This window comes from Streptomyces sp. SGAir0957 (assembly GCF_043523415.1).
In genome coordinates, this window is record NZ_CP027293.1 from 2937614 (window position 1) to 2950470 (window position 12857).

Sequence of the window (12857 nt, forward strand, 5' to 3'; positions counted from 1 at the left end):
TCGCGACCATGCAGAGCCGCACGCCGCCGTCCAGCGCGGGTCGACTCGGCCGGCCACGCTCAGCCGCGGCGGACGAGGCGATCCTCGAAGCCACGCGCGCCGCGCTGGTCGACCTCGGCTGGTCGAAGCTGACGCTCGGCGACGTGGCGACGCGGGCGGGCGTCGCGAAGACGACGCTCTACCGGCGCTGGGCCGGAAAGAACGAACTGGTCGTCGACGCGGTGGCCGTCCTCTTCGATGAACTCGAACTCCCCGACAATGGTTCCCTGGCCGCCGACATCGAGGGCGTGGTCCTCCAGTTCGCGGCGATCCTGGACCGCCCGGAGACGAAGACGGCCCTGATGGCGGTAGTAGCGGAGTCGACCCGCGACGAACCCCTGCGCGAACGCATCCGCACCTCGATCGTGGACCGGCAAAAACGTCTCGTCCTGGAAGGCCGCGCCCGAGCGGAGCGCCGCGGCGAACTCCCGCCCTCCCCCGACCCGGCCGCCGCGGCGGCGACAGCGGACCTGATCTTCGACGTGGCGGCGGGCGCGGTGGTCCACCGCACGCTGGTGAGCGCGGAGCCGGTGGACGGGGAGTGGGTGCGCAGATTCACGGCGCTGCTGCTCGGCGGGCTCGCGGCGGCATCGGGCTGAGGGCTCGGCCGCCGCGAAAGCGGTCAGGACGCCTCACGCCCCGACGCTCACGCCCCAACGCTGACGCCGCGACTCTTGCACCCGACTCTTACGCCCCGACGCGCAGCCAGACCGAGGAGATCCGTCCCGCACGCAACCCGATCCCGGTGTGCTCCGCGATCGTCGTCACCGTCTCCGTCTCCGTCTCCGTCTTCGTCGGCTCGGCCGCCGCGTTCCCCGGCATCGCCGCGACCCGCAGCCAGCCGGACCGTTCATCGTGCTCGGTCCGCCAGTCCTCGCCCGGGCCCAATGCGAACGGCACGCCGGGCAGGAAGGGGCTGTCCGGCGTCACGTGGACGGTTCCCGGCTTCGCGGCGGGCGCGGGGAGGCTCGCCGGGCGCCAGGTCGAGCGGGGTACGAAGCCCCGCACGTACAGCAACTGCCCTGTCGTGACGCCCACGGCGATGTGTACGGCTCCCATGGTGAGCGCGGTGGAGCCTAGGCCGCCGGCCCTCGCCAGGGGCGCCGCGCGGTCCTCGGAGAGGAATGCGACGTCCCCGTCCCTCAGCCACACGAGGCGGCCCGCGAGCGGAGTGCCGGGGAGGGCCCGCGCGCTGAGGGTCGTCGGGCCGGAGCGTGCCGCCGCCCCCGGGTCCGACGACGTACGGAGTGCGAGGCTCCGTCCGGCCAGGTCCGCGAGGGCCTTGGCGCGGGCCACGAAGACGTCCGCGTAATCCATGCGGCGGACCACGGCGGGCGGGTAGATCTCCGTGTCCACGTAGGCGGGGAAGTCGTCCCGCAGGGCTGTCAGGACATCGGACAGGGCGGGTTCGGGGAGCTCCGCCAGGAAGAGGTGGCCGGATGCCGCCTGGCCGGTCAGGTCCTCGGTCACGCGGGGGTCGTGGACGCGTTCCATGACGAACCTGACGGCGTCCTCGAACAGCGCGCCGGTCGCCCACCAGTTGAGGCCGTCCGCCTCACCCCGGCCCGGCAGCGCCACCAGCTTCGTCATCACGGCCCTTCATGGCGGTAGTGGGTGCGGCAGCGGCTCCCGGTGCCCCGCTGTCGTCCGTCAGACTTGATACCTGTCCGGCGCGAACCGATGCCGAGGTTACGACCTCGCCGAGGGCCCGGTCGCACTCCGCCACCGCCAGGAAGCCGCGGGCCGTGTCCGTGACGTACGTGAAGTCGCGGGTCGTCCACACGGTGCACGGGGTCGGCTACCGGCTGGGCTCGCCGTGACGCGGGCCCGCGCACGGTCCCGGGCGCATCACCGAGTGCCGGTCACGTCGTGGCTGGTCGCGCAGCTCCCCGCGCCCCTGGAATGCGCACTGCGTGCGCCATTTCAGGGGCGCGCGTGGGAGCGCGCTCTCCAGCATCGCCTCCGCGACGAGGCCGCAGGCCTCAAGGGCCGCGGGGAACGACGCGCCCAGCCGCAGCGATGCCCGCACCAGAGATCGGCGCGTAAGGGACAACCCCCCAGGGGCGCGGGGAACTGCGCGACCAGCCACGACGATGCCCGCGGCCGAAGAACGACACGAAGGGGAAGCCCCCAAGGGGCGCGGGGAACGGCGCGACCAGCCACGACGATGCCCGCGCCCGAAAGCCACACGTCCCCAGGGGCGCGGGGAATGGCGGAGCCAAGTGCCCCGCCGGGCCGCAGCCCGCCCCGTGGCAGGCGCCGGGCAGGCCGCGAGGAGCAGGCCCCGCTAGAACCCCGCCGGCTCCGTATACACGCCCCACTCGTCCCGGAGCACCCCGCAGATCTCCCCGAGCGTCGCCTCCGCCCGGACCGCGTCGAGCATCGGGGCGATCATGTTCGACCCGTCCCGCGCAGCGCCCAGCATCCGGTCGAGCGCGGCCCGTACGACCGACTCGTCCCGCGCCGACTTCCGGTCACCGAGGACGCGGACCTGATCCCGCTCCACCTCGTGGCTGACCCGCAGAATTTCCAGGTCACCGGTGACCGACCCGTGCGCGACGTTGACGCCCACGACCCGCTTGTCGCCCTTCTCCAGGGCCTGCTGGTACTGGAACGCGGACTCGGCGATCTCGCCCGTGAACCAGCCGTCCTCGATGCCACGCAGGATGCCGGAGGTCATGGGGCCGATGGGGTGCTGCCCGTCGGGGTGGGCGCGCAGGCCGCGTTCCTTGATCTGGTCGAAGATCTTCTCGGCGTCGGCCTCGATGCGGTCGGTGAGCTGTTCGACGTACCAGGCGCCGCCGAGCGGGTCGGCGACGTTGGCGACGCCGGTCTCCTCCATGAGGACCTGCTGGGTGCGCAGGGCGATCTCGGCGGCCTGCTCGCTCGGCAGGGCGAGGGTCTCGTCGAGAGCGTTGGTGTGGAGGGAGTTGGTGCCGCCCAGGACAGCCGCCAAAGCCTCGACCGCCGTGCGGACCACGTTGTTGTACGGCTGCTGGGCCGTCAGCGAGACGCCCGCCGTCTGGGTGTGGAAGCGGAGCCACTGCGCCTTGTCGGTCTGTGCCCCGTACACGTCGCGCATCCAGCGGGCCCAGATGCGGCGGGCGGCGCGGAACTTGGCGATCTCCTCGAAGAAGTCGAGGTGCGCGTCGAAGAAGAAGGAGAGGCCTGGGGCGAAGACGTCTACGTCGAGTCCACGCGAGAGGCCGAGTTCCACGTATCCGAAGCCGTCCGCCAAGGTGTACGCCAGCTCCTGCGCCGCCGTCGAGCCGGCCTCGCGGATGTGGTAGCCGGAGACCGACAGCGGCTTGTACGCCGGGATGGAGGCGGCGCAGTGCTCCATCAGGTCGCCGATGAGGCGCAGGTGGGGCTCGGGCTGGAAGAGCCACTCCTTCTGCGCGATGTACTCCTTGAAGATGTCGGTCTGGAGCGTGCCGTTGAGGACGGCCGGGTCGACGCCCTGACGCTCCGCCGCGACGAGGTACATGCAGAAGACCGGGACGGCGGGCCCGGAGATCGTCATGGATGTGGTGACGTCGCCGAGCGGGATGTCCTTGAACAGGACTTCCATGTCGGCCGCCGAGTCGATGGCGACGCCGCAGTGGCCGACCTCGCCGAGCGAGCGCGGGTCGTCGGAGTCGCGGCCCATGAGGGTCGGCATGTCGAAGGCGACGGAGAGGCCGCCGCCGCCCGCGGCGAGGATCATCTTGTAGCGCTCGTTGGTCTGCTCGGCGTTGCCGAACCCGGCGAACTGGCGGATGGTCCAGGTGCGGCCGCGGTAGCCGGTCGGATGCAGGCCGCGCGTGAAGGGGTACTCGCCGGGCCAGCCGATCCGCTCGAACCCGTCGTATGTGTCCCCGGGCCGTGGCCCGTACACCGGATCGACGGGGTCTCCGGACAGCGTCGTGAAGTCGGCGTCCCGCTTGCGGGCGGAGTCGTACCGGGCCTGCCAGCGGCGGCGGCCCTCCGCGATGGCGTCAGCGTCCATGCTTCCCATGCCATCCAATTTACTTGGACGTCCTAGTAAATGTCGATGGCGAACCGCTCACACAGTCGAGTGCGAGCGGTTCGGCGGACCCGGAACGGGCGCGTTTACGCCTTCGCGAGCTTCGTGCCGTCCTCGGTGACCTTGGCCTCCAGCTCCGCGGAGACCTTGCGCTCGACGAAGAACGCCGCCGTCGGGATCGTGCCCGCGATGAGCACCCACAGCTGCTTGCCGACCGGCCACTTCGCCTTGGACCCGAGGTCGAAGGCGAACACGAGGTAGATGACGTACAGCCAGCCGTGCGCGATGGCGATGACGCGCGTGGCGTCCGCCGCGCCGTCCATACCGAGCGCGTACTTGGCGATCATGCCGAGACACAGGAGGACCAGGAGCACACCGGTCACGTAGGCCATGATCCGGTAGCGGGTCAGCACGCTCTTCTTCATGGGACGAGCGTAACCGCCCGATTTGCGCGATCTTCAGCCGGGCCCGGGAAGCGGAACCCGCGGCCCGGGAAGCGAAACCGGCCGCCTCACTCCTCGTCGAAGCCGCCTCACTCATCGTGGAAGCCGCCTCATTCCTCGTCGAAGCCGCCTCACTCCTCGTCGAAGTCGTTGGCCGCCACCCGCAGCGGCCGCAGCATCGCGAAGATCTCCCCGCACTCCTCGGCGTCGTACACCCCGAGCCCGAAGTCCATCGCCATCAGGTCGCGCGTCGCCGACTCGACGACCTCGCGGCCCTTGTCGGTGATGGTGGCGAGCGTGCCGCGGCCGTCGTTGGGGTTGGGGCGCTTGGCGACGAGGCCGGAGCGCACCAGGCGGTCGACCGTGTTGGTGACCGACGTGGGGTGCACCATGAGGCGCTCACCGATCTTCGACATGGGCAGCTCACCCTCCTTGGAGAAGGTGAGCAGCACCAATGCCTCGTAGCGCGCGAACGTGAGCCCGTACGGCTTCACGACGGCGTCGACCTCACCGAGCAGGATCTGGTGCGCGCGCATGATCGAGGTGATGGCGCCCATGGAGGGCACGGATCCCCAGCGCTGCTTCCAGAGTTCGTCGGCGCGGGCGATCGGATCGAAGGCAAGACTGAGCGGCTTCGGCACGCCTCCGACCTTACCGGCCGGTCATATGGTGGTCAGCCCTGTCTCGCTCTTTGGCCGGTCGGCCCCGTTCCGACCGGTCCGCGCGGCTCAGCCGTCGGCCTCGGTCCGACCACCCCACGCGGCTCAGCCGTCGGCCAGATGCCGTTCGACGGTGGCCACCTTGGACGTCATCCCGTCGGTCACTCCCGGTCGGATGTCCGCCTTCATGACGACGGACACGCGCGGCGCCCGCGCCTCGACCGCCGCGACGGCGCGCTTGACGACGTCCATGACCTCGTCCCACTCGCCCTCGACGGAGGTGAACATCGCGTCGGTGCGGTTCGGCAGGCCGGATTCGCGGACGACGCGGACCGCGTCGGCCACGTACTCCCCCACGTCCTCGCCGACCCCGAGCGGGGTCACGGAGAAGGCGACGATCATGCGTTCACGATCCCTTCCTGGCGGGCGCGGGCGGCGATGACCTGGCTGACCGCGTCGTCGGCCTCGCGCTTGAGCTTGCGCTCGGCGAAGAAGCCGCCGGTGGGCAGGACGGAGAGGACGAAGTAGAGGGCCGCGCGGCCGAAGCTCCACTTGGTGCGGTTCCAGGCGTCCAGCCAGAAGAGCACGTAGAGCACGAAGAGGATGCCGTGGACCATGCCCATCACCGGCACCGCGTTGAAGTCGGTCGTGCGCTTGAGGACCGAGCAGACGATGAGCAGGAGGAAGGAGACGGCCTCCGGCGCGGAGACGAGGCGGAGGCGGCGGAGGGCGGAGGCGGTCTTGATGTCCACGGGGCACCTTCGGCGTGAGAACGGCTGGAGTGACGGGCGACGTCGATCTTGTGAAACGACGCACAAGCGTTCCTCATTGTGGCATCGCGCGCCTCGGGCCCTGTCGGCGGGCTCCCCGGCCCGGTTACCTTCGACCCGTGGCAACGTTCCGGCTGCAGGGCAGCAAGATGCTCGCCGTCGACATGACGGGCGACAGCGTCAAGGCGAAGAACGGGTCGATGGTCGCGTACGACGGCCGGATGACGTTCAAGAAACTGACCGGTGGCGGTGAGGGGCTCCGCGGGATGGTGACGCGCCGCATCACCGGTGAGCAGATGGTGGTGATGGAGGTGAAGGGGCAAGGGACCTGCTGGTTCGCCGACCGGGCGAGCGAGATCAACGTGGTGGAGCTGCGCGGCGACAAGCTCTTCGTGGAGTCGAGCAATCTGCTGTGCACGGACGCGGCGCTGCGCACCGGCACCTCGTTCACGGGGATGCGCGGCGCCTCGCAGGGCAACGGGCTCTTCACGACCACCGTCGAGGGGCACGGCCAGGCCGCGATCATGAGTGACGGGCCCGCGGTCGTCCTGCGGGTCGGCCGCGACTATCCGCTGACCGTCGACCCGGGCGCGTACATCGCGCACCAGGGCAACCTCAACCAGTCGTTCCAGTCGGGCGTCACCTTCCGTACGTTCCTCGGGGAAGGCGGCGGCGAGGCGTTCCAGATCCGCTTCGAGGGCGACGGGCTCGTCTACGTCCAGCCCAGTGAGCGCAACACGATCGCGGGAGATGTGTGATGCCGCCGGCGAACTTCCGGGAGATCAACTCCAAGATGGTCGAGGTGACCGTGGTGCCGGGGCAGCGGCTCTACAGCCAGCGCGGCGCGATGCTCGCCTACAAGGGGGACGTCTCCTTCACACCGAACGTCCAGGGCGGGCAGGGCGGGCTGATGTCCATGCTCGGGCGGCGGGTGGCCAATGAGGCGACGCCGCTGATGTCCGTCGAGGGCAGCGGCACCGTCCTTTTCGGGCACGGCGGCCACCACGTACAGGTGATCACGCTCTCGGGCGACACCCTGTACGTGGAGGCGGACCGGCTGCTCGCCTTCGAGGGGACGCTCCAGCAGGGCACGATGTTCATGGGCTCGCAGGGCGGCGTCATGGGGATGGTGCGCGGCCAGGTCACCGGCCAGGGCCTGTTCACGACGACGCTGAAGGGGCACGGGTCCGTGGCCGTGATGGCGCACGGCGGTGTCATCGAGGTGCCGATCACGCCCGGCCGGTCCGTGCACGTCGACCCGCAGGCGTACGTCGCCCACCACGGGGACGTGCGCAACAAGCTGTCCACGGCGCTCGGCTGGCGGGACATGGTGGGCCGCGGCAGCGGCGAGGCGTTCCAGCTGGAGCTGAGCGGGAGCGGCGCGGTGTACGTCCAGGCCTCGGAGGAGAAGCTGTGACCAGCCCTGTGATCTTCGACCCGATGACGCTGCCCGTCGACGACAACGTCAACGCGTACACCTTCTGTGTGGAACTCAAGAGCAGTCAGTGGTTCCTGCAGAAGGGCAAGATGATCGCCTATTACGGGCGGATGGAGTTCAACGGGATCGGGCACGGCCGGCTCGACCGCCTGGTGCGCACCTCGTTCCACTCGCCGCTGCACGCGAGCGACTGGGTGGTGGCGGAGGGCAGCGGCAAGATGCTGCTCGCGGACCGCGCCTTCGACGTGAACTCGTACGACCTGGATGACGGCAATCTGACCATCCGGGCGGGCAATCTGCTCGCTTTTCAGCCAAGTCTCTCGCTGAAGCAGTCGATTGTGCCGGGCTTCCTGACACTCATTGGCACCGGCAAATTCGTCGCGGCTTCAAACGGTCCGGTGGTCTTCATGGAGCCGCCCGTCCGGGTGGACCCGCAGGCCCTGGTCGGCTGGGCCGACTGCCCGTCGCCGTGCCACCACTACGACCACGGCTATCTGACCGGCGTGATCGGCGGTCTACGTGCGATGACGGGCGTCGGCGGCGTCTCCGGCGAGGAGCACCAGTTCGAGTTCGTCGGCGCGGGCACGGTCCTGCTCCAGTCCAGCGAGGCGCTGATGCCCGAGCGGCTGACGGGTGACGTACCTCACCAAACGGGCGTGCCGGGCGGTCAGCAGGGTGCGGGCGCAGGTCAGCCACCGGGACCGCGCCTTCCCGGACAGCTCGGGGACCTCCAGCGTCGCTTCGGGCTGTGAGCGGTAGTCTGCGGAGTGTGACGTCGAACGCGTGACCCCATAGCGTTCACCCGGGGTGCGGGGCGTCACCACCCCCACATTCGTTCGCCTTTCAACTTCTTAGGTAGAATCGATTTATGGAGACCGACACGGCCACGCAATGGCTGACCGACGCTGAGCAGGGCGCCTGGCGCACCCACCTGGAGGTCAACAGGCTGCTCAACTACCAGCTGGAGAAGGATCTTCAGCCCTTCGGCCTGACGATGAACGACTACGAGATCCTCGTGAACCTCTCCGAGGCCGAGGAGCTCCGGATGCGGATGAGCGACCTGGCCGCGGCGACCCTGCAGTCCAAGAGCCGGCTGTCGCACCAGATCACCCGCATGGAGAACGCGGGCCTGGTCCGCCGTGAGAACTGCGAGTCGGACCGGCGCGGCCTCTACACCGTCCTCACCGACTTCGGCCTGGAGACCATGCAGAAGGTCGCCCCGCACCACGTGGCGTCCGTGCGGCAGCACTTCGTCGATCTCGTCCCGGCGGAGGACCTGGCCAACCTCAACAAGGCGCTCTCGCCCATCGCCGAACACCTGCGTTCGCAGCGCGGCAAACCGTGACAGCTGCGAATTCTGTGGGGTACGGGGGACCGCCGACTTCCTCCGTGCCCCACCTTTTCCGAACAATTTTGCCCAACTGATCCGCGCCGGTCACGACAGGGGCACGACGAGTTCGAACAGGGCTCCGCCGTCCGGCGCGGTGCGCACCGTCAGCGTGCCGCCGTGCCGCGCGGCCACGTCCCGGGCGATGGCGAGGCCGAGTCCCGCCCCGCCGCCGTCCCGGGAGCGCGCGTCGTCGAGCCGGACGAACCGCTCGAAGATCCGTTCCCGCTCGCCCTCCGGCACGCCGTCCCCGTCGTCGGCGACGGTGAGGACCGCCCGGCCCCGCCCGGTGGTCAGGGTGGCGCGGACACCGGTACGGGTGTGCCGCTGCGCGTTGTCCACCAGATTGCCGAGCACCCGCGCCAGCTGGCTCCGTGAGCCGCTCACCCGCGCACTCCCCCGGGCCTCCACGGTCACCGGGTGGCGGTCGCCGGTCCGCTGCGACAGCTCCTCGCGGACCAGCGCCGCGAGATCGACCTCGGCCGCGCCCGGCCTCTCCCCCGCGTCGAGACGGGCGAGCAGCAGCAGATCGGCCGCCAGCTCCTGCAGCCGTACGGTGTCCTCGACCGCGCCCGGCACATCGAGCAACTCCGGGTGCGCCGCGCCCACTTCGAGCTGGGTGCGCAGGCTCGCGATCGGGCTGCGCAGCTCGTGCGAGGCGTCCGCGACGAACCGGCGCTGCCGCTCGACGGAGTCCTCGAGGGCGGCCAGGGTCTCGTTCGTGGTCCGGGCCAGACGGGCCACCTCGTCGTGCGTGTCCGGCTCGGGCACGCGGCGCGCCAGGTCCCGGGATGCGGTGACGGCGGCCATCTCGGCGCGGATCGCCTCGACGGGCCGCAGGGCGCGCCGGGTCACCAGCCAGGTGACGCCCCCGACGACCACGAGCAGCACCGGGAAGCCGATCAGCATGGCCGTCAGGGCGGAGGAGACCGCGCCTTGTTCGGCGGAGAGCGGGGCGCCCGCGTACACGGTCAGTTCGCCGTAAGCGGTGTCGTCGACGGTGACCTCGGCGAACCGGTAGTCGGCGCTGTCGCCGTCCACGGTGGCGCCGCCGGCGGTGTACTCGGTGCTGTCGGAGACCTTGCCGGGGCCCGTGCTGTCGTCCTCGCCCGGGTCGTCGTCGTTGTCACCCGCCGCCCTCGCCGGGACGGGCCTCACCGCGCCCGTGCCGGTGCCGGTGATCCGTTCCAGGTCCTCGGAGGCGGCCACGAGGCGTCCGTCGTCGTCGACGACCTGGACGGGCTGGTCCTCGTCGTCCAGGTCGAGGGCGTCGGGCGCGGTGCCGGTGGCCAGGGCGGTCGCGACGCGGCGCGCGCCCGATTCGGCGCTGCCGTCCGCCTCCCCGGTCAGGTTGGTGCGCAGGGCGAACAGCACGGCGGCGCCCGCCGCGACCAGGGCGAGCGCGACGACGAGGGTCGCGGCGAGCGCGGCACGCGCGCGTACGGAGCCGAACGCGCGCCTCACCGCGGGATCTCCAGGCGGTAGCCGGCGCCGCGCACCGTGCGGATGAGGGGAGCGCCGAGTTTGCGGCGCAGGGCGCTGACGTAGACCTCGACGATGTTCGGATCGCCGTCGTAGGCGAAGTCCCAGACGTGCTCCAGGATGTCGGCCTTGGACACGACCTCGCCCGCGCGCGTGACGAGCTGCTCCAGGACGGAGAACTCCTTCGCGGTGAGCGGGACCTCGCCGTCCTCGCCGTGGGTGACGCGGCGGGCGGCGGTGTCCACGGCGTACGGGCCGACGGTGTGCACGGGCGAGGCGCCGCCCGCGCTGCCGCGGCGGCGCAGCAGGGCCTTCACGCGGGCGACGAGGACCACGTAGGAGAAGGGCTTGGTCAGGTAGTCGTCGGCGCCCGTGTCGAGCCCCTCCGCCTCGTCGTACTCGCCGTCCTTCGCGGTGAGCATGAGGATCGGCACGTCGTTGCCCGCGGCGCGCAGGGCGGCGCAGACGCGGTAACCGTTCATGCCCGGCAGCATGATGTCGAGGACGACCAGGTCGTACGCGCCCTCGCTCGCCCGGTGCAGGCCCTCCTGGCCGTCGTGGACCACGTCGACGGCGTAGCCCTCGGCGGTGAGCCCCTTGGCGAGCGACAGGGCGAGCCGCTTTTCGTCCTCCACGATCAGCAAGCGCATGGCAGCAAGGGTGGCAGGCCGTACCTGAAGAAATCTTCAGGGTGCTTCAGCGGGGCTTCAGGGTCGCTCCGGCAGGTTGGTTCCCGATGCACGAACCCGACCTGACCGTCTCTGCGAACGGGAGAACCTCATGAAGCGCCGTACGACCGTCATCTCCGCCATCGCCGTCGTCGCCCTGCTCGGCGCGGGCACCGCCACCGCGGTGGCGGTCGCCGACGACGACGGGTCGTCGGCCCCGAAGTCGAGCGTGCGCGTCAAGGACGACGGCGTGAGCGACGCCCAGGAGAACGCGAACGACGTCAAGGGCGCCAGGATCAAGGCCGAGGACGCGATCGCCGCCGCCCTGAAGCACACGCCGGGCACCGCGACCGGCGCCGACCTCGACTCCGACGACGGCCGCCTCGTCTGGGAGGTCGACATCATCGGCTCCGGCGACACCTGGCACGACGTCGACGTCGACCCCGGTACGGGGAAGGTGCTCGGCGCGCACAGCGAGAAGGACGACGACGGGGACGCGGCGCGGGTCGCCTCCGCGCTGAAGGGGGCGTCCGTCTCCGCGCGGGACGCGGCCCGGGCCGGCGCCGCCAAGGGCACGGTGACCTCGGTCGACGCGGACGACGACGGCTCCGTCGGGGTCTGGGAGGTCGAGACGACGGCGGCGAACGGGAAGCAGCAGGACTGGCGGGTCGACCTCCGGTCCGGTGCGGTGAGTGCGGATCACTCGGCGGACGACGAGGGCGACGACGACTGAGGCGGGCGAGCCTGGGCGCGGGTCGCGGGGTTCTGCCCCGGGCCCCGCTGCCTCTCGCCCCGCAGCGGGGCCCGGACCGCCCCGATCAGGCCCGCCAGCAAGGGCGCCGCTGCCGCCGCCGTGAAGCAGACGGGCAGCGGGGCGTGGCCCACCAGGAGGCCGATACCCGCCGTGCCGCCCGAACTGCCCGCGTTCACCGCCGTGTTGACCCAGGCGCCCGCCTGCGTGCGCAGGCCCGGCTCCACCGCCTCGTCCGCGAGGAGGTACGCGGTCGTCAGGGCGGGCGCGACGAAGAGCCCGACACAGACCGCCGCTCCCGCGAGGGCGAGCAGGCCCGGGGCGAGGGCGGCGGCACCCAGAGCCGCCGCGAGGCCGAGGGCCAGCAGGGTCAGCCGGGTGCGGGCGGGGCGCCGCCAGTCGACGGCGCCGTTGACGAGGCCGCCGACCGCGCTGCCCGCCGACAGGGCGGCGAGCACCCAGGCCGCCGCGTCGGCCCGGCCGCGGTCCTCGGCGAAGGCCAGCACCAGCAGATCGGCCGCGCCGAGCGCGACGCCGACGCCGAGCGTGACCAGCACGGGGCGCTTGATCCGGCCCACGACGCGGGCCCGCTCCCGGCGCTTCCGGTCCGCCGGGACCACCGCCCCGACCATGGGCGAGGCGACGAACGCCAAAGTCCCGACGGCGACGAGCCCGGCGCTCAGGGCGACGCCGAACGCGGGCGGCGCGACCAGCACGAGCACGCCCACGATCAGCGGCCCGGACACGAAGAGGAGCTCCTCCGCGACCCCGTCGAGGCTGTAGGCCCGCTGCAGGAGCCGCCGGTCGGGCAGGATCCGGGACCACACGGCGCGCATCGTCGGGCCGAGCGGCGGCGTCGCGGCCCCCGCGCACAGGGCGAGGGCGACGAGCAGCGCGCCCGGCGCCCCGGGCCGCCAGGTCACGGCGGCGAGCACCGCGAGCAGCGCCGCGTAGCCGACGGCCATCGGGGTCAGCGCGCGGCGCGGCCCGTACCGGTCGATGTACCGGGCGCGCAGTGGTGACAGGAAGACGCTGGCGGCGCCGAACACCGCCATGACGGTGCCCGCGACGGCATAGGAGCCGGTGGCGGCCTTGACCGCGAGCATCAGGGAAAGGCCGACGGTCCCGTACGAGAGCCGCCCGAGCAGGGCGGCACCAAAGGTGCGCAGGGCATACGGGGTCCGCAGAACAGCGGCGTACACGAGGGATCTCCT

The 12857-nt window shown here is 71.5% G+C and carries 15 protein-coding genes; 6 read left to right on the top strand and 9 right to left on the bottom strand.

All coding sequences use genetic code 11. From position 1 onward, the window contains the following. Positions 1-8: 8 nt before the first annotated feature. Positions 9-638 (top strand): TetR/AcrR family transcriptional regulator, encoded by a 630-nt coding sequence (locus C1N81_RS17980; protein ID WP_394430311.1) that lies wholly within the window; start codon positions 9-11, stop codon positions 636-638. Positions 639-726: 88 nt separating this feature from the next. Here C1N81_RS17980 and C1N81_RS17985 read toward each other — a convergent pair whose 3' ends face one another. The 6 genes from C1N81_RS17985 to C1N81_RS18010 all read right to left on the bottom strand — a co-directional run bounded on the left by C1N81_RS17985 (position 727) and on the right by C1N81_RS18010 (position 5899). Further along, the gene (locus C1N81_RS17985; RefSeq protein ID WP_394430313.1) at positions 727-1629 is read right to left on the bottom strand and encodes a hypothetical protein; all 903 of its coding nucleotides are present in this window, start codon (positions 1627-1629) and stop codon (positions 727-729) included. A 697-nt stretch (positions 1630-2326) separates the two neighbouring features. After that, positions 2327-4027: an acyl-CoA mutase large subunit family protein gene (locus C1N81_RS17990; RefSeq protein ID WP_394438027.1), complete on the bottom strand. Its 1701-nt coding sequence runs from the start codon at positions 4025-4027 to the stop codon at positions 2327-2329. Between the two features lie 104 nt (positions 4028-4131). Then, positions 4132-4470: a DUF3817 domain-containing protein gene (locus tag C1N81_RS17995; protein ID WP_361063948.1), complete on the bottom strand. Its 339-nt coding sequence runs from the start codon at positions 4468-4470 to the stop codon at positions 4132-4134. 149 nt (positions 4471-4619) lie between these two features. Beyond that, positions 4620-5129, bottom strand: coding sequence for a MarR family winged helix-turn-helix transcriptional regulator (locus C1N81_RS18000; RefSeq protein WP_394430315.1), 510 nt, complete (start codon positions 5127-5129; stop codon positions 4620-4622). A gap of 123 nt (positions 5130-5252) precedes the next feature. After that, the gene (locus C1N81_RS18005) at positions 5253-5549 is read right to left on the bottom strand and encodes an MTH1187 family thiamine-binding protein (protein ID WP_394430317.1); all 297 of its coding nucleotides are present in this window, start codon (positions 5547-5549) and stop codon (positions 5253-5255) included. Further along, complete coding sequence (locus C1N81_RS18010) at positions 5546-5899, bottom strand: DUF3817 domain-containing protein (protein ID WP_394430319.1); 354 nt, start codon at positions 5897-5899, stop codon at positions 5546-5548. Before C1N81_RS18010 ends, C1N81_RS18005 begins: the two co-directional genes overlap by 4 nt. 137 nt (positions 5900-6036) lie before the next feature. Between C1N81_RS18010 and C1N81_RS18015 the strand changes: the two genes are divergently transcribed. The 4 genes from C1N81_RS18015 (at position 6037) to C1N81_RS18030 (ending at position 8700) form a co-directional block, all read left to right on the top strand. Further along, positions 6037-6675, top strand: a complete 639-nt coding sequence (locus C1N81_RS18015; RefSeq protein ID WP_394430321.1) for an AIM24 family protein — start codon at positions 6037-6039, stop codon at positions 6673-6675. Beyond that, positions 6675-7334, top strand: a complete 660-nt coding sequence (locus tag C1N81_RS18020; RefSeq protein ID WP_394430323.1) for an AIM24 family protein — start codon at positions 6675-6677, stop codon at positions 7332-7334. The genes C1N81_RS18015 and C1N81_RS18020 overlap by 1 nt, the downstream gene beginning before the upstream one ends. 23 nt (positions 7335-7357) lie before the next feature. Then, positions 7358-8107, top strand: coding sequence for an AIM24 family protein (locus C1N81_RS18025; RefSeq protein WP_394438030.1), 750 nt, complete (start codon positions 7358-7360; stop codon positions 8105-8107). Between the two features lie 116 nt (positions 8108-8223). Next, complete coding sequence (locus C1N81_RS18030) at positions 8224-8700, top strand: MarR family winged helix-turn-helix transcriptional regulator (protein WP_394430325.1); 477 nt, start codon at positions 8224-8226, stop codon at positions 8698-8700. Between the two features lie 90 nt (positions 8701-8790). On the opposite strand, the gene C1N81_RS18035 is transcribed toward C1N81_RS18030, so the two are convergent. Beyond that, a complete protein-coding gene (locus C1N81_RS18035; RefSeq protein ID WP_394430327.1) occupies positions 8791-10206 on the bottom strand; it encodes a sensor histidine kinase in 1416 nt (471 codons plus the stop codon). Then, entirely contained in the window at positions 10203-10874 is a 672-nt protein-coding gene (locus C1N81_RS18040; protein ID WP_394430328.1) for a response regulator transcription factor, read from the bottom strand. Before C1N81_RS18040 ends, C1N81_RS18035 begins: the two co-directional genes overlap by 4 nt. 130 nt (positions 10875-11004) lie before the next feature. Here C1N81_RS18040 and C1N81_RS18045 point away from each other — a divergent pair, with 130 nt between their 5' ends. Continuing rightward, entirely contained in the window at positions 11005-11625 is a 621-nt protein-coding gene (locus tag C1N81_RS18045) for a PepSY domain-containing protein (RefSeq protein WP_394430330.1), read from the top strand. On the opposite strand, the gene C1N81_RS18050 is transcribed toward C1N81_RS18045, so the two are convergent. Further along, the gene (locus tag C1N81_RS18050) at positions 11592-12845 is read right to left on the bottom strand and encodes an MFS transporter (RefSeq protein WP_394430332.1); all 1254 of its coding nucleotides are present in this window, start codon (positions 12843-12845) and stop codon (positions 11592-11594) included. The two genes, C1N81_RS18045 and C1N81_RS18050, sit on opposite strands and share 34 nt — an antisense overlap. Positions 12846-12857: the final 12 nt, after the last annotated feature.